This window comes from Mesorhizobium robiniae, from assembly GCF_040545535.1.
Taxonomy (GTDB): Bacteria; Pseudomonadota; Alphaproteobacteria; order Rhizobiales; family Rhizobiaceae; genus Mesorhizobium; species Mesorhizobium robiniae.
This window is the reverse complement of the sequence record NZ_JBEPMC010000003.1, coordinates 196,886-215,292: the sequence shown is the minus strand read 5'-3', so window position 1 is coordinate 215,292 and position 18,407 is coordinate 196,886. Positions and strand designations below refer to the sequence as shown.

General features: G+C 62.7%; 17 protein-coding genes and 1 tRNA gene. 8 read left to right on the top strand and 10 right to left on the bottom strand.

All coding sequences use genetic code 11. The features are described from left to right. Positions 1 to 46: 46 nt before the first annotated feature. Together argB and ABID19_RS09130 are read right to left on the bottom strand one after the other, a co-directional pair. A complete protein-coding gene (argB, locus tag ABID19_RS09135) occupies positions 47 to 940 on the bottom strand; it encodes an acetylglutamate kinase (protein ID WP_354489832.1) in 894 nt (297 codons plus the stop codon). Positions 941 to 1,031: 91 nt separating this feature from the next. Beyond that, positions 1,032 to 2,528, bottom strand: a complete 1,497-nt coding sequence (locus tag ABID19_RS09130) for an amidase (protein WP_354489830.1) — start codon at positions 2,526 to 2,528, stop codon at positions 1,032 to 1,034. A 130-nt stretch (positions 2,529 to 2,658) separates the two neighbouring features. Here ABID19_RS09130 and ABID19_RS09125 point away from each other — a divergent pair, with 130 nt between their 5' ends. The 4 genes from ABID19_RS09125 to msrB all read left to right on the top strand — a co-directional run bounded on the left by ABID19_RS09125 (position 2,659) and on the right by msrB (position 5,385). Next, the gene (locus ABID19_RS09125; protein WP_127291227.1) at positions 2,659 to 3,198 is read left to right on the top strand and encodes a sigma-70 family RNA polymerase sigma factor; all 540 of its coding nucleotides are present in this window, start codon (positions 2,659 to 2,661) and stop codon (positions 3,196 to 3,198) included. After that, positions 3,195 to 3,893, top strand: a complete 699-nt coding sequence (locus ABID19_RS09120; protein ID WP_354489828.1) for an anti-sigma factor — start codon at positions 3,195 to 3,197, stop codon at positions 3,891 to 3,893. Before ABID19_RS09125 ends, ABID19_RS09120 begins: the two co-directional genes overlap by 4 nt. Positions 3,894 to 4,103: 210 nt before the next feature. Next, positions 4,104 to 4,661 (top strand): fasciclin domain-containing protein, encoded by a 558-nt coding sequence (locus ABID19_RS09115; RefSeq protein ID WP_354489827.1) that lies wholly within the window; start codon positions 4,104 to 4,106, stop codon positions 4,659 to 4,661. A 220-nt stretch (positions 4,662 to 4,881) separates the two neighbouring features. Further along, positions 4,882 to 5,385: a peptide-methionine (R)-S-oxide reductase MsrB gene (gene msrB / locus ABID19_RS09110; protein WP_354489825.1), complete on the top strand. Its 504-nt coding sequence runs from the start codon at positions 4,882 to 4,884 to the stop codon at positions 5,383 to 5,385. Between the two features lie 132 nt (positions 5,386 to 5,517). Here msrB and ABID19_RS09105 read toward each other — a convergent pair whose 3' ends face one another. Then, positions 5,518 to 7,110 carry a DHA2 family efflux MFS transporter permease subunit gene (locus ABID19_RS09105; protein WP_354489824.1) on the bottom strand — a complete coding sequence of 531 codons (1,593 nt, stop codon included), beginning with the start codon at positions 7,108 to 7,110 and terminating at the stop codon, positions 5,518 to 5,520. Between the two features lie 22 nt (positions 7,111 to 7,132). Continuing rightward, on the bottom strand, positions 7,133 to 8,314 hold the full coding sequence (locus tag ABID19_RS09100; RefSeq protein WP_354489822.1) for an HlyD family secretion protein: 1,182 nt from the start codon (positions 8,312 to 8,314) through the stop codon (positions 7,133 to 7,135). A 160-nt stretch (positions 8,315 to 8,474) separates the two neighbouring features. On the opposite strand from ABID19_RS09100, the gene ABID19_RS09095 reads away from it, so the two are divergent. Next, complete coding sequence (locus tag ABID19_RS09095) at positions 8,475 to 9,194, top strand: TetR/AcrR family transcriptional regulator (protein WP_354489820.1); 720 nt, start codon at positions 8,475 to 8,477, stop codon at positions 9,192 to 9,194. Here ABID19_RS09095 and yihA read toward each other — a convergent pair. From yihA to rpmH, 5 genes are all read right to left on the bottom strand, one after another. After that, positions 9,191 to 9,850 (bottom strand): ribosome biogenesis GTP-binding protein YihA/YsxC, encoded by a 660-nt coding sequence (gene yihA, locus ABID19_RS09090; protein WP_354489818.1) that lies wholly within the window; start codon positions 9,848 to 9,850, stop codon positions 9,191 to 9,193. The genes ABID19_RS09095 and yihA overlap by 4 nt on opposite strands. Continuing rightward, on the bottom strand, positions 9,847 to 10,485 hold the full coding sequence (locus ABID19_RS09085; protein WP_354489816.1) for a CatB-related O-acetyltransferase: 639 nt from the start codon (positions 10,483 to 10,485) through the stop codon (positions 9,847 to 9,849). Before ABID19_RS09085 ends, yihA begins: the two co-directional genes overlap by 4 nt. A gap of 264 nt (positions 10,486 to 10,749) precedes the next feature. Further along, complete coding sequence (gene yidC, locus ABID19_RS09080; protein WP_354489815.1) at positions 10,750 to 12,579, bottom strand: membrane protein insertase YidC; 1,830 nt, start codon at positions 12,577 to 12,579, stop codon at positions 10,750 to 10,752. A gap of 13 nt (positions 12,580 to 12,592) precedes the next feature. After that, a complete protein-coding gene (rnpA, locus tag ABID19_RS09075; RefSeq protein WP_354489814.1) occupies positions 12,593 to 12,946 on the bottom strand; it encodes a ribonuclease P protein component in 354 nt (117 codons plus the stop codon). A 16-nt stretch (positions 12,947 to 12,962) separates the two neighbouring features. Next, the gene (gene rpmH, locus ABID19_RS09070) at positions 12,963 to 13,097 is read right to left on the bottom strand and encodes a 50S ribosomal protein L34 (protein ID WP_008833937.1); all 135 of its coding nucleotides are present in this window, start codon (positions 13,095 to 13,097) and stop codon (positions 12,963 to 12,965) included. A gap of 302 nt (positions 13,098 to 13,399) precedes the next feature. On the opposite strand from rpmH, the gene ABID19_RS09065 reads away from it, so the two are divergent. From ABID19_RS09065 to ABID19_RS09055, 3 genes are all read left to right on the top strand, one after another. Next, complete coding sequence (locus ABID19_RS09065; RefSeq protein WP_354489813.1) at positions 13,400 to 14,887, top strand: HAMP domain-containing sensor histidine kinase; 1,488 nt, start codon at positions 13,400 to 13,402, stop codon at positions 14,885 to 14,887. A gap of 194 nt (positions 14,888 to 15,081) precedes the next feature. Then, a tRNA-Arg gene (locus tag ABID19_RS09060) sits at positions 15,082 to 15,158 on the top strand. Between the two features lie 347 nt (positions 15,159 to 15,505). Beyond that, positions 15,506 to 17,377 carry an adenylate/guanylate cyclase domain-containing protein gene (locus tag ABID19_RS09055; RefSeq protein ID WP_354489811.1) on the top strand — a complete coding sequence of 624 codons (1,872 nt, stop codon included), beginning with the start codon at positions 15,506 to 15,508 and terminating at the stop codon, positions 17,375 to 17,377. 91 nt (positions 17,378 to 17,468) lie between these two features. Here the strand turns inward: ABID19_RS09055 and ABID19_RS09050 are convergent, their stop codons facing one another. Further along, complete coding sequence (locus ABID19_RS09050; RefSeq protein WP_354489809.1) at positions 17,469 to 18,362, bottom strand: LysR family transcriptional regulator; 894 nt, start codon at positions 18,360 to 18,362, stop codon at positions 17,469 to 17,471. Positions 18,363 to 18,407 lie beyond the last annotated feature (45 nt).

Sequence of the window (18,407 nt, the reverse complement as noted above, 5' to 3'; positions counted from 1 at the left end):
TTCGACCTTGCGTTTTCGCCGATGAGCGCCCGTCAGCCGCCGACGTTCACGGCACGATCAGGGTGCCGGCGCCGTGCTCGGTGAACAGTTCGAGCAGCACCGAATGCGGCGTCTTGCCGTTGAGGATGACGACGCCCTCGACGCCGCGCTCGATCGCCTCGATGCAGGTCTCGACCTTGGGGATCATGCCGCCAGACACCGTGCCGTCCTTGATCAAGGCCTTGGCCTCGGTCACGGTCAGCTCGTCGATCAGCTTCTTGTTCTTGTCGAGCACGCCGGGCACGTCGGTGAGGAACAACAGGCGTGTCGCCTGGCAGGCACCGGCAATCGCGCCGGCAAAGGTGTCGGCATTGATGTTATAGGTGTGGCCGTCGCGGCCGGGCGCCACCGGCGCCAGCACCGGGATCATTTCGGAGCGCGCCAGAAGGTCGAGCAGCGTGCGGTCGACCTCCACCGGCTCGCCGACGAAGCCGAGATCGAGCACGCGCTCGATATTGGAGTCCGGGTCGATCATGGTCTTGCGCGCCTTTTCGGCGAAAACCATGTTGCCGTCCTTGCCGCACAGGCCGATCGCCCATTCGCCCTCGGCATTGATCAGCGCGACGATCTCCTTGTTGATCGAGCCGGCCAGCACCATCTCGACGATCTCGACCGTCTTCTGGTCGGTGACGCGAAGGCCGCCCTCGAATTTCGATTCGATGCCCATCTTGCTCAGCATGGCGCCGATCTGCGGGCCGCCGCCATGAACGACGATCGGATTGACGCCGGATTGTTTGAGCAGCGCGATGTCGCGGGCGAAGGCCTTGCCGAGCGCAATATCGCCCATGGCGTGGCCGCCATATTTCACCACCACCGTCTTGTTCTCGTAGCGCTGCATGTAAGGCAGCGCCCTCGAAAGCAGCGCGGCCTGCATTTCGGCGGTGGCGGCGATGTCCGTCATCGGCGTGGTTCCCAGCTTGAAATGATCGGCGGCGTCTTAGCGGGAATTGCGGCTGGCCGCAAACGGCTTTGCTGTCATGATTGATCAAACTCTACGCCGGCACCTGCAGCGGCGCCCGCCGCGCCTGCCACCCTGAAATCTTCTCCATCTGCGCGGCCAGCGACAAAAGCGTCTCTTCGTCGCCGGGCCGGCCGGCGGCCTGGATGCCGAGCGGCAGGCCGGCATCGGTGACATAGACAGGTAGCGTGATCGACGGCTGGCCGCTGACGTTCTGGATCGCCGGCCAGTGGGTGAACCAAAGGCTCTTGTCCATTAACTGGCCGAACAGCGGTTTGAATTTCAGCAGGCGGGCGAGGCGCATCCTGTCGAGGATGTCCTCCATGAAAGCGTCGGCGCCTTTCGGGTCCATGGCGCCGCAGGCGAGCGGCGGATGGGCGATAACAGGCATCAGCACGGCATCGTATTGCGCGGTCTCGGTGATCAGCCGGCGCGACGTGGCGTGCAGTCGCTGCAGGCCGGCATAGATCTCGCCGGCCGAGACGATCTCGCCGAAACGGCTCATCAGGCGTGTGGCGCGCTCGACGTCGCCCGAGACGGAGCGTCCGACGCGTAAGGCTTCAGCGCGCATCGTACCGGCCACCGCCGCGGCGACGATCTTGCAAAAATCCGCCATGAAATCGCGATCGATACAAGGCAGGTCGATCTCTTCGACCGTGTGTCCGCCATCGCGCGCCATCGCCACTGCCGTATCCAGCGCTGTCAGTGTCTCAGCCGATATCGGCAGGCCGAGCGGCGATTTCCGGTAGACGGCAAGTTTCAGTCTGCCGGGGTCGCGCGCTGCTGCGGCGGCAAAGCTGCCTTTGGGCGGCAGCGCCCCATAGGGCGACAGCGGATCGGGTCCATAGGTCAGGTCGAGCAGCAAGGCCGAATCCCGGACCGAGCGGGCAAGCGCGTGGTCGACGACAAGGCCGTACCAGCTTTCGGTGACAAGCGGCGACAGCGGCACGCGGCCGCGCGAGGTTTTCAGCCCGACCAGCCCGGTGCAGGCTGCGGGAACGCGGATCGAGCCGCCGCCGTCCGAAGCATGCGCCACCGGCACGACGCCGGCCGCGACCAGCGCCGCCGCACCTCCAGACGAGCCGCCGCTGGTATGCGCCGTGTTCCACGGATTGCGGGTGATGCCGAAAGCGGCGGATTCGGTCATCAGCCTCAGCCCATGTTCGGGCGAGGTGCTGGTGGCGATCGGAACAAGGCCGGCGGCCAAATGGCGTTCGGTCATCACCGAATCGAAATCGGCAACGAAAGCCGGAATGCGGCTGCCGCCGTGGGATGGCACGCCCTTCATGGCGATGCCGAGATCCTTCAGTGCGAAGGGCACGCCGGCCAGCGGCAGCTTGCGGTCGATGGTTTTCGCCCGCGTTCGCGCCGCCTCGTAAAGCGGCTCGGCGATGGCGTTGATATCAGAGCGGGTGGCCTCGGCCCGCGCGATCGCCGCATCGACAAGCTCCTGCGGTGGGATCTCGCCCTTGCGCACCAGGCTGGCAAGCCCGGTTGCGTCGTGCTCCCACAAGACCCGTTCAACCGACATTGCCACTCTCCCCGCTATGAGAAGGCTAGCGGCTGCGGGTTTTCTTGGCAATCGAAGCGATGATGCTCTCGGTGACACAAGATCGCTTCCGCCGTTGCAAATACATAGCAATTGCCTAATTTGGCAGCCGATGACGCCGCAGGACATCAGCAACCTGATCGTCCGGACTTCGATGAAGGACCGGGCTGCGTTCGATCTGCTCTACCGGCAGACCAGCGCGAAACTTTTCGGCGTCTGTCTTCGTGTATTGAAGGACCGGGGAGAGGCAGAAGAGGCGCTGCAGGAGGTCTTCGTCAAGATATGGACGAAGGCGGACCGTTTCGCCGTTTCGGATCTAAGCCCGATTTCCTGGCTGGTGGCCATTGCGCGTAATCATGCGATCGATCGCATCAGGGCGCGGCGAGAGCCTGCCGCCTATATCGATGCCGCGCTCGAGGTGGCCGATCCGGCGCCGGGACCAGAGGCTGCGGCTGTTGCGGGCGGTGAATCCGAGCGCATCTATCGTTGTCTCGATGAATTGGAAAAGGACCGGGCGGCGGCCGTCCGGGGCGCCTATCTGGACGGCGAAAGCTATGCCGAACTGGCGGCCCGCCATGACGTGCCGCTGAACACGATGCGGACCTGGCTGCGGCGCAGCCTGCTGAAGCTCAGAGAGTGCCTGGAAAGATGACGCCGGCAGACGATAACGAACCGGAACCTGGGGGCGACGACCTGTTCGCCGCCGAATATGTTCTTGGTGTCCTGGACGCGGACGAACGTGAGATCGCGTCACGCCGCATCGATGCGGACGCAGCGTTTGCGCGCCTTGTCGATGCCTGGGAGGCGCATCTTTCGCCGGTCGCGGGCACCTATCCGGAGACAGAGCCTCCAATCAGGGTCAAGGAAGCAATAGATCGCCGCCTGTTCGTAGCAGAGCCTCGCGCCGGCCTCTGGTCGAGCCTTGCCTTCTGGCGCGGTCTTGCCGCCGCTTCTGTCGCGGCGCTGGCGATCACCGTCGCCGTGCCTTACCTCAACCCGCCAGTCGAACAGCCGCGGCTTGTCGCCTCGCTGGCCGCCGACGGCAGCGACGTCAGATATCTTGCCGTCTATGACGCCGCCCATCGCGAGGTCGGCCTGTCGCATGTCTCGGGCGAGCGTGCCGCCGGCAAGGATTTCGAACTGTGGATGATCGAGGGCAAGAACCAGCCGGTCTCGTTAGGTGTCATCCCGGCCGGTCAGACCGCGCATATGACCCTCTCGCCGGCCGCTCAGGAAAAGCTTGCGCAGGGCGCCGTGCTTGCGGTCAGCCTCGAGCCTGCCGGCGGTTCGCCGACCGGTCAGCCGACCGGCCCCGTGGTCGCTGCGGGCGATTTGAAGAGCATCTGATTGCCCCTGCCGTCTCGCATTATCGAGAATGGCTTAAATCAAACTCCGTGGTGGTATTAGATTAGGGAGCATGAGCCCGAGAAGTCCATGCTCTGAGTCATCGTCATGAAAATTAAAATTTTTCCATGATCGGGGAAACTCACGCACTGATCCCGCCGTATCTCCTTGCGCCCCCAAAGAGGGGAAAAATAAACTGAGGAGATTGAAATTATGCGTAAAATCGCCACCCTTTTGCTTGCCGGAACGATCGCCGTCTCAGCGCTCGCCACCGCCGCCTATGCCGAAAATCCGATGGTCGGCGGCGCCGCCATGTATGCCACCAAGAATATCGTCGAGAACGCCGTCAACTCGAAGGATCACACGACACTGGTCGCGGCCGTCAAGGCCGGTGGTCTCGTCGACACGCTGCAGAGTGACGGTCCCTTCACTGTGTTCGCGCCGACCAACGAGGCCTTTGCAGCACTTCCAGCCGGCACCGTCGACACGCTGCTCAAGCCGGAAAACAAGGAAAAGCTGGTCAAGGTCCTGACCTGCCATGTCATCGGTGCCAAGGCGCTGGCTGCCGACGTCACCAAGATGGTCATGGACGATGGTGGCGCGCACAAGGCCAAGACAGCAGGTGGTTGCGAGCTGACGCTCAAGGCCGATGGCGGCAAGGTCACGGTGACCGACGAGAACGGCAATGTCGCCAACGTGACGATCGCCGATGTCGAGCAGTCGAACGGCGTCATCCACGTCATCGACAAGGTTCTCCTGCCGAAGATGTAACGAACGGCCTGCTGCCAGCGAAGATATGGCTGAGGCTCCATGCCGATGGCGCGGGTTTCCGCTCGCGTGACCCGCGCTATCGACAAGCGTATACTCCGCGCCGTCCGCCCCCTCCGCTTGGGGCAGGTGCGGAGTGCCCGTTGTCAGGAGCTGGCCGTCACCGGCTTTTGATTTCCGTGTGACGGTCGAATTTGGCAAACGGACAACAGGAGGAATGGTGATGATCCGGCGCGACTTTCTTTGGAGCGGTGCCGCCGCCGTGGCATTGCTGGCAGGCACGGCAGCAGCGCTGCGCATGGGCCGGCCGCAGGATGCACGCGCGGCCGAAACCTTCGAGGTCACCAAGACCGAGGCCGAGTGGCGCGCTATCCTGTCCGACGCGGCTTTCAATGTGCTGCGCAAGGAAGGTACCGAATATCCCGGCACCAGTCCGTTGCTCAACGAACACCGCAAGGGCATTTTTGCCTGCGCCGGCTGCGACCTGCCGCTCTATTCCTCCGAAACCAAGTTCGATTCCGGTACCGGCTGGCCGAGCTTCTGGCAGGAGATTCCCAACGCCGTCGGCGAGACCGTGGACAGGTCTATGGGCATGACCCGAACCGAGGTCCACTGCCGCCGCTGCGGCGGTCATCTCGGCCACGTCTTCGACGACGGTCCGCCGCCGACCGGCTTGCGCCATTGCATCAACGGCGTGGCCTTGGCCTTCAAGCCGGCCACGGCCTGAGATGGAAACAAAGAGGTAGAGGGGCGGAGAGTCCGCCGCTCCCAGACATCGTGACAGTTGATTTTCGAATGACCCCGAAAATCGCTTTTCGGGGTCATGCGCGAGGGCGCCAGGCGGGGGATCCGGCGCTCCTCAGTGTCCGCCAGCGCCCCCGCCCTGTGCGGCTGGCTTGCGGATCACCAGGGTGAACAGCCCAAGCGTCGCGAACAGCACCGTCAGCATGACAAACACATCCATGAAGGACAGCAGCGATGCCTGCTGCTGGACCATGCCTGACAGTTTGGAGATCGCCGCCTTGGAAGCGTCGAGCCCGGCAGTTTGCTCAAAGTTAAGCGTCATGTTCTGCAGCTTCTCCTGCGCGGCCGCACTGCCCCATTGCACATGTTCGGAGAGCCTGGCGTAGTGGAAGGCATTACGGTCGATCAGCACCGTGTTGATGACGGCCAGGCCGACCGCGCCGCCGAGATTGCGGGTCAGGTTGAACAGGCCCGACGCGTTCTTCAACCGCTCGGGCGGCAAGGTTCCGAGTGCAATGTTGTTGATCGGCACCATGCACAGCATCATCGAGCAGCCGCGCAGGATCTGCGGGATCAGCAGTTCATAGAAATCCCAGTCGGCGGTGAGATGCGTCATCCACCAGGTACCCGTGGCGAAGCCGAAGAAGCCGATCATCATCATCAGACGCGGGTCCATCTTGTTCGACAGGATGCCGGAAATGGGAGCGGTGAAGAACATAGCCAGGCCGCTGACGAACAGCGCCTCGCCGATCATCAGGGAATCGTAGCCGCGGATGCGCCCAAGGAACACCGGATAGAGATAGGTCAGGCCGTAGAGGCCGATGCCGACGACGAAGGAGAACAGCGAGCCGAAAGCAAAGTTGACGTTGGTGAAGGCCTTCAGGTCGACAATCGGCTCCTCGGCTGTGAAAGCACGCCAGAAGAACAGCACCGCGCCGACAGTCATGATTGTGGCGCAGATGAACACCGCCTGATCCTGTAGCCAGTCGTTGTTCGGACCTTCCTCCAGCACATATTCCATGCAGCCCAGGAAGGCCGCCATGCCGGCAAGGCCCCACCAGTCGAACTTGCTGAACAGCTTGAGATTGGGCTTGTCGAAGTCGATCAGCGACCATGCCGCGGCGGTGACCAGGATGCCGGGCACGACATTGATCAGGAACAGCCAGTGCCAGGACATGGCATGGCTTATATAGCCGCCGACGGTCGGACCGATGGTCGGCGCCAGCGTCGCCACCAGACCGATCATCGGCGACACCATGGCGCGGCGCGACGGCGGAAAGATGGTGAAGGCGGCAGCGAATACGCTCGGAATCATGCCGCCGCCGATGAAGCCCTGGATGGCCCGGTAGACGATCATCTGGTCGATATTGGTGGCGGTCGCCGCCAGCGCACTCGCGGCGGTGAAGCCAGCCGCGGAGACGGTGAACAGCACGCGCGTCGACAGCATCCGGCTGAGAAAACCCGACAGCGGGATCATGATGACTTCGGCGATCAGATAGGCGGTCTGCACCCACGGGATCTCGTCGGAACTGGCGCTCAAGCCCGCCTGGATCTCGGCCAGCGAGGCCGAGACGATCTGGATGTCGAGGATCGCCATGAACATCCCGAACACCATGGCCAGGAAAGCGATGACCCGCCGCGTGGAAATGCTGTCAGGCGTAGTCGGCCGTGCCGGCGGCGATCCTGCTGTCAAGGTCGCGGTTGCCATGGCATTGCTCCCAAGCGGCCGCTTAGTTCGACGCGGCTGGCGCTGTGCGGCTGTCGACGGCGACGACGACGCTTAAGCCCGCGCGCAGCTTGCCTGTCTTCAGCACATCCGCCGGCACATCGATGCGAACCGGCACGCGCTGCACGACCTTGGTGAAATTACCGGTGGCGTTTTCCGGCGGCAGCAGCGAGAACACCGCGCCGGATGCCGGTGCCAGCGACGAGACGGTGCCTTCGAAATCCTCACCGTCGATCGCGTCGACCGAAATCCTGACCTTTTCGCCAGGCACCAGCCGCGCAAGCTGGGTCTCCTTGAAGTTGGCGACGATATAGAGCTTGTCCATCGGCACGATGACGGCGAGCTTCTGTCCCGGGCTGATCAGGTCGCCCTGCTCGACGGAACGGTTGCCGACGACGCCGTCATAGGGCGCGCGCAGCACGGTGAAGGACAGGTCCCGCGCGGCCTTGTCACGGGCAAGCTGCAGCGACGCCAGCGTGCTTGCCGTCTCCGCGCGCTGCGCCTGAAGCACACCGATATTGGCCTGCGCCGCCGCGATCTGGGCATCGGCGCCTACAAGGGCGGCATTGGCCTGCTCGACCGCGGTCTGGGCATCATCCAACTGCGCCTGGGTCCCGACATGTGTCTTGAGCAATTGGGCGGCGCGCGCTTGAACACGCGCCGCATTGTCGGCGGCGGCCTGGTCGGCGGTCTTCTGCGCCTGCGCCTGCTCGAGCGACGCGCGCGCCGCCTCGGTCTGGGCGTCGATGCGGTCGAGCGTCTTGCTCAGGGTGGCGATCTGCGCCTCGGCCTGGGCGACCGCTATTTTGTAGTCGCCATTGTCGACGACCAGCAGCGGATCGCCGGCCTTGACCTGCTGGTTTTCGGTCACCTTGACCTGATCGACATAGCCGGAAATTTTCGGCGAGATGAACGCCATGTCGGCCTGGACATAGGCGTCGTCGGTTGAGATCATGAAGCGCCCGTCGGTCCAGTAGTCATAGCCATACCAGGCGCCTGCGCCCAGCAAGCCAAGCGCGATGATCGGCAACAGCAGGGAGCGCGCCGAACGTTTCTTTTTGGCCGGCGTCTCGGCCGGAGGACTTATTGCGGGCTCGGTCGGTGCATTCGGCGCCTCGATTGCTGGCGCGACCTTGGCGTTGGGGAATGGGCGGACGTCGGCGGTGGGGGTTGCGTTCGAGGACATGGAATCTCTCTTGGCATTTCTCTGGAAACGAGCCATCTCTCTGGAAAGTCTGTCAGACTGAACCGTTCGGTTCGATGTAGGCGTTGACTTAGCGCAGGGAGAGGGCCATATCAAGGGTGATCGAACCGATCGGTTCGAATATTTTTCGAGGTGTGACGTTATGACCGAACCCGACAAGGACCAGTGCGATCTGCTGGATGGCCTGCGTCGCGGCCGCCCCGCGGCGGGACAGGACCCGGTCAAGCGCAGCCAGATCATCGACGGCGCCCGTCGTGTCTTCATCGACAAGGGCTTCGAGGCGGCGTCGATGAACGACATCACGCGCGAGGCCGGTGTCTCCAAGGGCACGATCTATGTCTATTTCGCCAACAAGGAAGAGCTGTTCGAAGCGCTGATCGAGGAAGAACGCGGCACGATCTTCAAGAACATGTACGATCTGCTCGATCGCGCCGACGACCTTCGCGAGACGCTAGTGAAGTTCGGCAAGGTGCTGTCCCTCAAGATCACCTCGGCCAAGGTCGTCCAGGCGCAGCGCACGGTAATCGGCGCATCCGACAGGATTCCCGAACTTGGCGCGCGTTTTTATGAACGCGGCCCGAAACGCGGCCACGACAAGGTCGTTGCTTTTCTCAATGCCGCCATCGAGCGCGGCCTGTTGCGGATCGACGATGTCGATCTTGCCGCCTATCAGTTCACCGAGCTGTGCCTTGCAGGTCTTTTCCGTCAGTGCATTTTCGCCTACCGCACCAAAGCCCCGAGCCAGGAAGAAATCGACCACATCGTCAGGTCGGGCGTCGGCATGTTCCTGAAAGCTTACGGCACCGAAAGGCTTGCCACGGAAGAAAGCACCCAGACGATTGCACTAGAGGCAAAGTCCTAGCCGCCATTGGCCGCCAGCACGATCGCCGCGCGCAATTCCTCGAGGCCTTCGTTTTTTTCCGACGACGTGGCGAGAACGAATGGAAACGCGGCCGGCCGCTTCTTGATCTTCTGCAGTGTTTCTTCGATCAATCGCGGCACGCCGGCGGCCTTGATCTTGTCGGTCTTGGTCAGCACGATCTGGTAGGACACCGCCGCTTTGTCGAGCAGCGACAGCACCTCGTCGTCCTTGGCCTTGATGCCATGGCGGGCGTCGATCAGCACGTAGACACGCTTCAGCGTGACGCGGCCCTTGAGGTAGTCGAAGACGAGTTTCGTCCAGTCGTCGACCTTTTCCTTGGGCGCGGTGGCATAGCCGTAGCCAGGCATGTCGACCAGCGCCATCGGCGGCAGGTCGGCGCCTTCGCCGGAAAATCCTCCAGGAACGAAATAGTTGAGTTCCTGCGTCCGTCCCGGCGTGTTGGATGTGCGCGCCAGCCCCTTCTGATTGACCAGCGCGTTGATCAGCGACGATTTGCCGACATTCGAGCGGCCGGCAAAGGCAATCTCCGGCGGTCCTTCCGGCGGCAGGAATTTCATTGCCGGCACGCCGCGGATGAAGATCCACGACCTCGTGAACAGCTCGGTGCCGATCACGGTCTTGTTCAACGCGTTCAAACCGCTGCCTCCAGAAGAGAAATATCGGCGCCTCTGATGGCATTGAGGTTGCGGCTGATCTTTTCCACCGGCCAATCCCACCACGCCGTTGCCAAAAGCCGCCGGATGGTCCTGTCGTCGAAGCGCATCTTCACCACCTTGGCCGCATTGCCGGCGACGATCGCATAGGGTGGCACGTCATGCGTCACCACTGATTTTGCCGCGACGATGGCGCCATGGCCGACCGTCACGCCGGGCAGGATCACCGCTTCCATGCCGATCCATACATCATTGCCGACCACTGTGTCGCCTCGCAATTCCTTCGACCAGGTGGCCGGGTCGAAACCCTCTTCCCAGCCATGACCGAAGATGTTGAACGGATAGGTCGAAAAGCCGGACATGGCATGGTTGGCGCCGTTCATGATAAAGCGGGCGCCCTCGGCGATGGCGCAGAATTTGCCGATGATCAGCCGGTCGCCGATGAACGGATAATGATGCAGCACGCATCGCTCGGCGAATTTGTCGGGCCCGTCCGGATCGTCATAATAGGTGAAGTCGCCGATCTCGATGTTCGGCGCCGTGACCAATCCCTTCAGGAAACCGACGCGGGTATGCATCGGAATCGGGTGCTTGATGTTGGGGTTGGGTCCGATCATGGTCTGGCTCCATCGGCGAAAAAACAGACAAGGTCAAAATAGTGCGATCCGCCCGGCAGAACCAACCGTATGCGCGCAGGATCATCCTTACCTGTTCAAAGGAACGCTCCTGAAACGAGAGCGAGCTTATAGGGATGCACCGCAGCGGCGTCTACCGCCGGGCCGACTGGTTTCGTCGTCCGTCGGCGGCTTGGCTTGTGCGAAAAAAAGCCCCGGTCTGATGAACCGACCGGGGCTTTTGGATTCGCAAAAAGGGAGCGCCGGCTATTCCGCCGGCGACGGTTTCTTCCGGAAAAGCGCGACCAGATTGTCCCACAATTCGATCTTGGCGCCCTGGCGCTTCATGATCACGCCTTGCTGGATGATCGAAAGCAGATTGTTCCAGGCCCAGTAGATGACGAGGCCGGCCGGAAAACCCGCCATCATGAAGGTGAAGACCACCGGCATCCAGGTGAAGATCATGGCCTGCGTCGGGTCCGGCGGCGTCGGGTTCATGCGCATCTGCAGGAACATGGTCACGCCCATGATCAGCGGCCAAACGCCGATCATCAACATATGCGGCAGTTCGATCGGGATGAGGCCGAACAGGTTGAAGATCGAGGTCGGATCGGGTGCTGCCAGATCCTGGATCCAGCCGAAGAACGGTGCGTGCCGCATCTCGATGGTGATGTAGAGCACCTTGTAGAGCGCGAAGAAGACCGGGATCTGCAACGCCACCGGCCAGCAGCCGGCGAGCGGATTGATCTTTTCGGTCTTGTAGAGCTCCATCATCGCCTGCTGCTGCTTCATCTTGTCGTCCGCGTATTTCTCGCGGATCTCGAGCATCTTCGGCTGCACCTTCTTCATGTTCGCCATCGACGCGTAGGATTTGTTGGCAAGCGGGTAGAAAACGGCTTTGACCACGACGGTTGTGGCCAGGATGGCCAGACCGAAATTGCCGAAGAATTTGTACATCGTGTCGATCAGGTAGAACATCGGCTTGGTGATCCAGATGAACCACCCCCAGTCGATCAAACGGTCGAACAGCCTGATATGGCGGTCTTGTGCATAGGCGTTGACCTTGGCCACTTCCTTGGCGCCGGCGAAGATCTCGGTCTCTACAGTCGCCGATTGGCCGGCATCCACGGTGATCGGGTCGGTGAGGAAATCGGCCTGGTAGCGCGGGCGGCCGTCCTCGAAATAGGCGTAGCGCGGCTGGAACGGCTGCTTCTCGGTCGGCACCAGCGTCACCGCCCAGTATTTGTCGGTGATACCCAGCCAGCCATCGGTCGACTTGCCCGGCGTGAACTGCTTGTCCTCCTCGACGGAAGCGTATTTGTGCTCCTGAAGCCCTTCCGTGCCGGTGACGCCGATCAGCCCTTCATGCAGCACATAGATGCTGGCGACGGCAGGCTTGTCGAAGCGGGTGACACGGCCGTAATTCGACAGGGTAACGGCGGTCGAACCGGAATTCTGCACCGTGTCCGAGACCGTGAACATATAGTCGCTGTCGACGGAGAAGGTGCGCTTGAAAGTCAGGCCCTTGTCGTTGGTGAAGGTCAGCGCAACCGGCGTCGCCGGGGTCAGTGTTGCATTGCCGTCGACGGTCCACACCGTTTCCGGCCCCGGCACCGCGCCGGTCTTGTCGCTGCCGACGAAGCCGATCTCGGCATAATAGCCCGTAGGCAGCGCCGCCGGGTTGAGCAGCTCGATCTCGGGCGAGTTCTTGTCGACCGTCGTCGTGTAGTGCTTGAGCCTGAGATCGTCGAGGCGGGCGCCGGTGAGATTGATCGAGCCCTCCAGGCTCGGCGTGTCTATCTTGACGCGCTGGGTCGACGCCAGCGCCTGCTCGCGGCCGGCCGGCGTCGTGCCGTCGGTTCCGGATGCGTTGGGGCCCGCTGAGTTGGGAATGGCACCTTGCTGCGGCACCGGCGTTTCGCTACCGCCCGGACTGGTGCTTTGGGCCGCCTTCTTCTGCTCCGCTACCCGCTGTTCTTCGATGCGGGCCTTCTCGCGCTGTGCCTCGCTCTGCGGCAGCACATAAAAATACTGCCAAAGCGACAGGATCAGCACCGACAGTGCGATGGTGATGAAGAAGTTCCGGTTGTTTTCCATCGAAAGCCTTGGCCTATCGTGTTCCGCGCAATCGGCGGGAGAGTTCGGCCTTCAATTGGCCGAACGGAGTGGTAAGCACGTCTTCGCGCCCGACGATGACATAGTCATTGCCAGGCGCCATGTCACCCGCGGCATGGGTGCGCACGGCTTCTCTCAGCCGCCGCCGGATGCGGTTGCGCACGACTGCGTTGCCGACCTTCTTGGTGACCGTGTAGCCGACGCGAGGTGCCTCTGCGTCGCTGCGGTCCAGAACTTCGACAAGAAAAAGCCGCCCGCGGCGCTTTTCGCCACGCCGGACAGCCAGGAATTCCGCGCGTTTCAGAAGCCGCTTGGGATGTGCTCCCGCTGGCTTGCCGGTTGCGGACAACGATCTCGTCTTCCGGTCAGGCGCTGAGCCGCTTGCGACCGCGGTTACGGCGGGCTGCGACGACGCCACGACCACCCTTGGTGGCCATGCGGGCACGGAAACCGTGCCGGCGTTTGCGGACGAGTTTGGACGGTTGGTATGTACGCTTCATTTGTTTTAATACCGCGGGGTGCGGCCCTTCTTGATTCTGTCACTCTGTAACAGGAGCTTTGCCGGGTCGGTTTTGGCGCGATCGAAACCGCGCCGGGACGAATGGCCCGAGCGTGAGCGGGCTTATAGAAAGAAGGGTTTTGGAAGTCAATCCAGCGCCGACATCAGGCGCCGTCAGGCTGATGGCGAAGTGATCGCTGAACTCTGGGCGGTCTTATCCCGTACTGGGACGAAGGACGAAATTGGCAAAAAAGCCGCAATGGCCTAATCTTGGCCGATCAAGCGATCGTGAAGAAAAGCAGCATGAGTGAAATCCCATCCGCGGATGACAGGACCGATCGGGCGACGACCGCCGCCCGTACCGTGCCCTTGTCGCGTGGGTTGTCGACAAAGCTCTTGCTGCTCACCATCGTCTTCGTGCTCCTGGCCGAGGTCCTTATCTTTCTGCCCTGGATCGCCAGCTACCGGCTGAGTTGGCTGAAGGAGAGGCTGAACACCGCCGCTGCCGTTTCGATCGTGCTGGTGCAGGGGGAGCCCGCCTCGCTGTCCCGTGCGGCCCAGAACGACGTGCTCACGGCGATCGGCGCCAAGGCGATCGCCGTGCGCGACGGCGGCGTTTCGCGCCTTCTGGTCGTGGCTGAAATGCCGCCGCAGGTCGACGAGCATATCGATATCGCCAATGTCGGCCTGATCGAGGGCATGACCAGTGCTTTGGACACGCTGTTTTTCGGCGGCGAGCGGATGCTGCGCGTTTTTGGGCCTGTCGGCGACAGCGACAAGGAATTCGAGCTGATCATGCCCGACTACAGCTTGCGCAATGCCATGCTCATCTATTCGCGCAACGTCGCCTTCGTCTCGCTGCTGATCTCGCTGTTCACCGCCATGCTGGTTTATGCCGCCATAGACCTGATCATGATCGGGCCGATCCGGACAATGACGCGTTCGATGCTGGCCTTCTCCGAGGCGCCGGACGACCCTGGGCGGATCATCCACCCAGCCGCCCGCGCCGACGAGATCGGCGTTGCAGAGCGCGAGCTCTCGCAGATGCAGGAGCGGCTGCAAAAGATGCTTGCCGAGCAGAAGCACCTCGCCGACCTTGGCCTCGCCGTGTCGAAGATCAACCACGACATGCGCAACATCCTGGCGTCGGCACAGCTGATGTCGGACCGTCTGCGCCAGGTCAAGGACCCGACCGTGCAGGCCTTTGCGCCGAAACTGCTGCGCGCGCTCGATCGAGCCGTATCCTATTCGGAAGGCGTGCTCGCCTATGGCCGCACCCAGGAGCCGCCGCCGTCGCGCCGCAGGCTCAGGCTGCGCCAGCTGGTCGACGACGTTCACGGCCTGCTCGACACCGAAGGCGGCATCGAATTCGTCAACGCCGTCGATCTGGCTTTCGAGGTGGATGCCGATTCCGATCAGCTCTTTCGCGTGCTCACCAATCTTTGCCGCAACGCCGTGCAGGCAATGGCGGCGGATGCGGAAAGCGCGGTGGTGCGCCGGTTGGCGGTATCGGCCGAGCGCGTCGGCAGCGTCAGCCGCATCACCGTCACCGACACCGGCCCCGGCCTGCCGCCGAAGGCGCGCGAGAACCTGTTCGCGGCGTTCCGCGGCTCGGCCCGCAGCGGCGGCACCGGCCTTGGCCTGGCGATCGCCCATGAATTGATCCGCGCTCATGGCGGCACGGTGGAGCTTGTCGAAAGCAGAGGCGGCCGCACCACATTCGCGGTCACCATCCCCGACGAGCCGGTCCGGCTCGACCAGGCCCGCTCCGGCCTGCGCCGCCCGGCCTGATCCAGGGCAATTCCAGGAAAAGTGCGTAACGGTTTTCCGTCCGCAATTGCTCAGAACAACGAGCCGGCCAGCGCGAACAACAAAACTTTTGCCGGATCGGCTTGCTTTTCGGAAATTCAGTCGCTAGGGAACACGTCACATCGCGGCCGGTCGCCAGGATCGGATCGCGGGCCACGCAAAGCATGGCCTGTTGCGCGCCCGTAGCTCAGCTGGATAGAGCACCAGACTACGAATCTGGGGGTCAGGAGTTCGAATCTCTTCGGGCGCGCCAATTGGAATGTACATCCCGACCTAGTTAATGGCACAGATCAAATTGCGACGAAGGGCGAAGCAGCCAGCCCCTGCTGAAGCCGTCATTCAGCAAGGAGGGGTGCAGCGCGTGGTCGGGCCGGCAGGCAAGGCCCGGTCGTTCAATGCGGCGTCGCCGTCGGCCAGTGCGGCTCCGGACGAAGCAGATCATGGCTGACGAAGGTCAGAACGGTATAGGCCACAATCGTCACGCATTTGTGAGCTGTGTATAAGTCTTTCCGGGATTATGGGTCTAATCTTGGGCCGTGCGTCGCCTTAAATATCAGTAACAATAGTCCGTGCGTGGCCCGCCGCTCAGGAATAATGCTGATGGAACGCAAGCTCGCGGCAATTATGGCCGCCGATATCGTCGGCTACAGCCTGCTGATGGCTGAAAACGAGGCTTCCACCTACGCGAAGCTGCGCGCTGTTTTCGATGAGCTCATTGACCCGACCATTGCCAGCCATGGCGGGCGCATCGTCAAGACGGCGGGAGACGGCTTTCTCGCCATGTTTCCCAGCGTCAACGAAGCGGTTGATGCGGCGCTGGCCATCCAGGAAGGCTTCGACAAGGGCCCGTTCGAGCTGCGCATCGGCATCAATCTTGGCGATGTCATCGAAGATGACGGCGACGTATACGGCGACGGCGTCAATGTGGCCGCCCGTCTTGAGACCATGTGCGATCCGGGGCAGATATTCGTCAGCGGCGCCGTGGTGATGGCGGCCGAACGCAACAGCGCGGACAGGTTCGTCCGCATCGGCCGCAGGCGGGCCAAGAACATTCCCGAACTTCTCAACGTCTACCGCGTAAGCCGTGCGGGCTCTCCGTGGTCGCCATGGCGACAGGTGCCGCAGGTGCTGCGCAGCACCGCCGCCCGCTGGTCTTATGGCGCGGCCGCCATAGGCCTCATCCTCATCGGCACCCAAATCCAGCCGCTCTCCCTGGCAGCCATGGTCAGCCGCATCCCGGCGGTCTTGTCGATGGACCAGAGCCGCGCCGACCCCCGGCCGTCAGTGGCGGTCATGCCTTTTGCCGCGATGAGCGGCAGCGACGAGCAATCGTATTTCGCCGACGGACTGACCGAGGATGTGACGACAGCCCTTGCCCGCAATTCAGAACTGCAGGTAATCGCGCGCGATTCCACCTACGCCGTTCGCGGGCAGGATAGGGACGTGCGCAAGCTCGGAGCGAAGCTCGGGGTTGATTATGTGGTTGAAGGCAGCGCCCGCCGTGAAGGCGACCAGCTTCGCGTGTCGGCGCAGCTGATCGATGTAAAGACAGGCACGCACCTGTGGTCGCGCAGTTTTGACCGGCAGGTCGCCGACGTGTTCACGGTCCAGAGCGAACTGACCACTGAAATCGTCGCGCAGATCGCGCCCTATATCGGCAGGAGCGAGGCGGCGGCGGCAGCGGAGCGCCCGACCGACAACCTGCAGGCCTATGACCTCGTGCTGCAGGCCCGCAACCGCTACCGGCACGGCGGCGATGATCCGCAGGACATTCTGGAGGCGCGGGGCCTCTACCAGCGCGCCCTTGAAATGGATCCGTCCTATGCGGCCGCCCGCGCGGGCCTCGCGCTGACCTTTATCGCCAGCGTGGCGCAGAGCGGTGACGGTCGGGAAAACGCGCCCGAGCTCCACCTGGGGCTTAGCGAGGCCCGGCAGGCGGTCCGTCTCGATCCCAATCTTGGCCTTGGCTATCAGGTCATCAGCTTCGGGCTTGCCCTTCAGGGCGACTATTCAGGCGGCTTGCAGGCCGCACGGCGCGCTGTGGAGCTCAACCCTAACGATCCCGACAGCATGATGGCGCTTGCAAAGGCGCAGGTTCGCTTCGGGGAATATGATGATGCCGTCGCCAACGCAGAGCGGGCCCGCCGCCTTCATCCTATGGCGCCTGAGTACTATGCCTATGTGCACGGGCAGGCGCTCTACGCGGCTGACCGCCGCGATGAGGCTTCCGCCGTCATAGAAGAATGCCTGATCCGGGCGCCGCGCGATGCAAACTGCCTTCTGATTCAGGCCGCTTTGCAGGCCGGGGGCGGCGAGGTCGAGGCAGCCCAGCAGACGATGGCAAAGCTGGTCGAGGCGCATCCGGCATTCTCGCTGGAAGCAGAGCGCGCCTACCGCCGGTTCGGTGACAGGCCGCTGATGGAAGAGTTCCTGCAGGACCTCGCACGGGCGAAGGCGCCTGAAACCGCCTGAAGGTTTTAACAGAGCGGCTTCAATCACATAGCGGTGCCCAGTTTCATCTCGTCCGGCGCGCCAATACCGCCGATTTCCCTCCGTTCGTGTTTTAACGGTCAAGACCCCAAACTTCCGGATTTCGTGCGAAGTACTCGATCAGCATCTCGGTGAGGACCCTGACTTTCCGTGTGGGGTGCTTACCCGGCGGTCGGACGACATACGCGCCTGCTGAAGGTGGGGGATAGCGTGTCATAATCGGAACGAGCGCTCCGGAGGCCACATGGTCGTACGTGATGCAATCAGGGAGCCAAGCGATGCCGAGTCCTGCCACCGCGGCGGCGGCGAGCGCCGTGGCGTTGTCGGCCTTGAACCTGCCCTGCGGCTGTACCGTGACGATCTTGTCGCCATTCATGAACTGCCAGGTTTCCGTCCCCTGCATGAGGGCCTGATGGGTAATGAGCTCATCTGGCGTCTGAGGTGAACCGCGCGTTTTGATATAATCCGGACTTGCGACGAGCTTTCCATAGATCGGTCCGATGCGCTTCGCGATCAGGTTGGAGTCCTGAAGGTACCCGACCCGGATCGCGCAGTCGAAACCCTCTGCGATGAGATCGACGAAGCGATCGCTGTAGGAGGTATGGATGTGGAGCTGGGGGTGCTGATGCGCCATTTCCGCAAGCACGGGGGCGAAGTGCGTCGGGCCGAAGGAAAGCGGCATCGCGACCCTCAGGCGGCCGCGCAGATCACCGGCTGGGAGGATCGCTTCCCTGGCCGTATCGATCTCGGCGCTGGCTCGGGCCGCATGGTCCCTGAACGTAATCCCCGCTTCGGTGAGCGCGGCGCCGCGGGTCGTTCGTGCAAGAAGCTGGACGCCAAGCTCCGCTTCAACCCGAAAGAGCCGCCGACTGACGATTGACTTGGAGACGCCGAGCCGGCGCGCGGCGGCCGATACGCCCCCGGCATCGGCCACTGCGACGAATGTCTGTAGGTCTTCGATGTCCAATTCGGCGTTCCTTGTTTCGCGACACAGCTTGCCTGTCTATGACAC

Coding starts and splice junctions, on each gene's coding strand:
- argB (WP_354489832.1), bottom strand. CDS start 940: ATGACGGACATCGCCGCCACCGCCGAAATGCAGGCCGCGCTGCTTTCG.
- ABID19_RS09130 (WP_354489830.1), bottom strand. CDS start 2,528: ATGTCGGTTGAACGGGTCTTGTGGGAGCACGACGCAACCGGGCTTGCC.
- ABID19_RS09125 (WP_127291227.1), top strand. CDS start 2,659: ATGACGCCGCAGGACATCAGCAACCTGATCGTCCGGACTTCGATGAAG.
- ABID19_RS09120 (WP_354489828.1), top strand. CDS start 3,195: ATGACGCCGGCAGACGATAACGAACCGGAACCTGGGGGCGACGACCTG.
- ABID19_RS09115 (WP_354489827.1), top strand. CDS start 4,104: ATGCGTAAAATCGCCACCCTTTTGCTTGCCGGAACGATCGCCGTCTCA.
- msrB (WP_354489825.1), top strand. CDS start 4,882: ATGATCCGGCGCGACTTTCTTTGGAGCGGTGCCGCCGCCGTGGCATTG.
- ABID19_RS09105 (WP_354489824.1), bottom strand. CDS start 7,110: ATGGCAACCGCGACCTTGACAGCAGGATCGCCGCCGGCACGGCCGACT.
- ABID19_RS09100 (WP_354489822.1), bottom strand. CDS start 8,314: ATGTCCTCGAACGCAACCCCCACCGCCGACGTCCGCCCATTCCCCAAC.
- ABID19_RS09095 (WP_354489820.1), top strand. CDS start 8,475: ATGACCGAACCCGACAAGGACCAGTGCGATCTGCTGGATGGCCTGCGT.
- ABID19_RS09085 (WP_354489816.1), bottom strand. CDS start 10,485: ATGATCGGACCCAACCCCAACATCAAGCACCCGATTCCGATGCATACC.
- yidC (WP_354489815.1), bottom strand. CDS start 12,579: ATGGAAAACAACCGGAACTTCTTCATCACCATCGCACTGTCGGTGCTG.
- rpmH (WP_008833937.1), bottom strand. CDS start 13,097: ATGAAGCGTACATACCAACCGTCCAAACTCGTCCGCAAACGCCGGCAC.
- ABID19_RS09065 (WP_354489813.1), top strand. CDS start 13,400: ATGAGTGAAATCCCATCCGCGGATGACAGGACCGATCGGGCGACGACC.
- ABID19_RS09055 (WP_354489811.1), top strand. CDS start 15,506: ATGGAACGCAAGCTCGCGGCAATTATGGCCGCCGATATCGTCGGCTAC.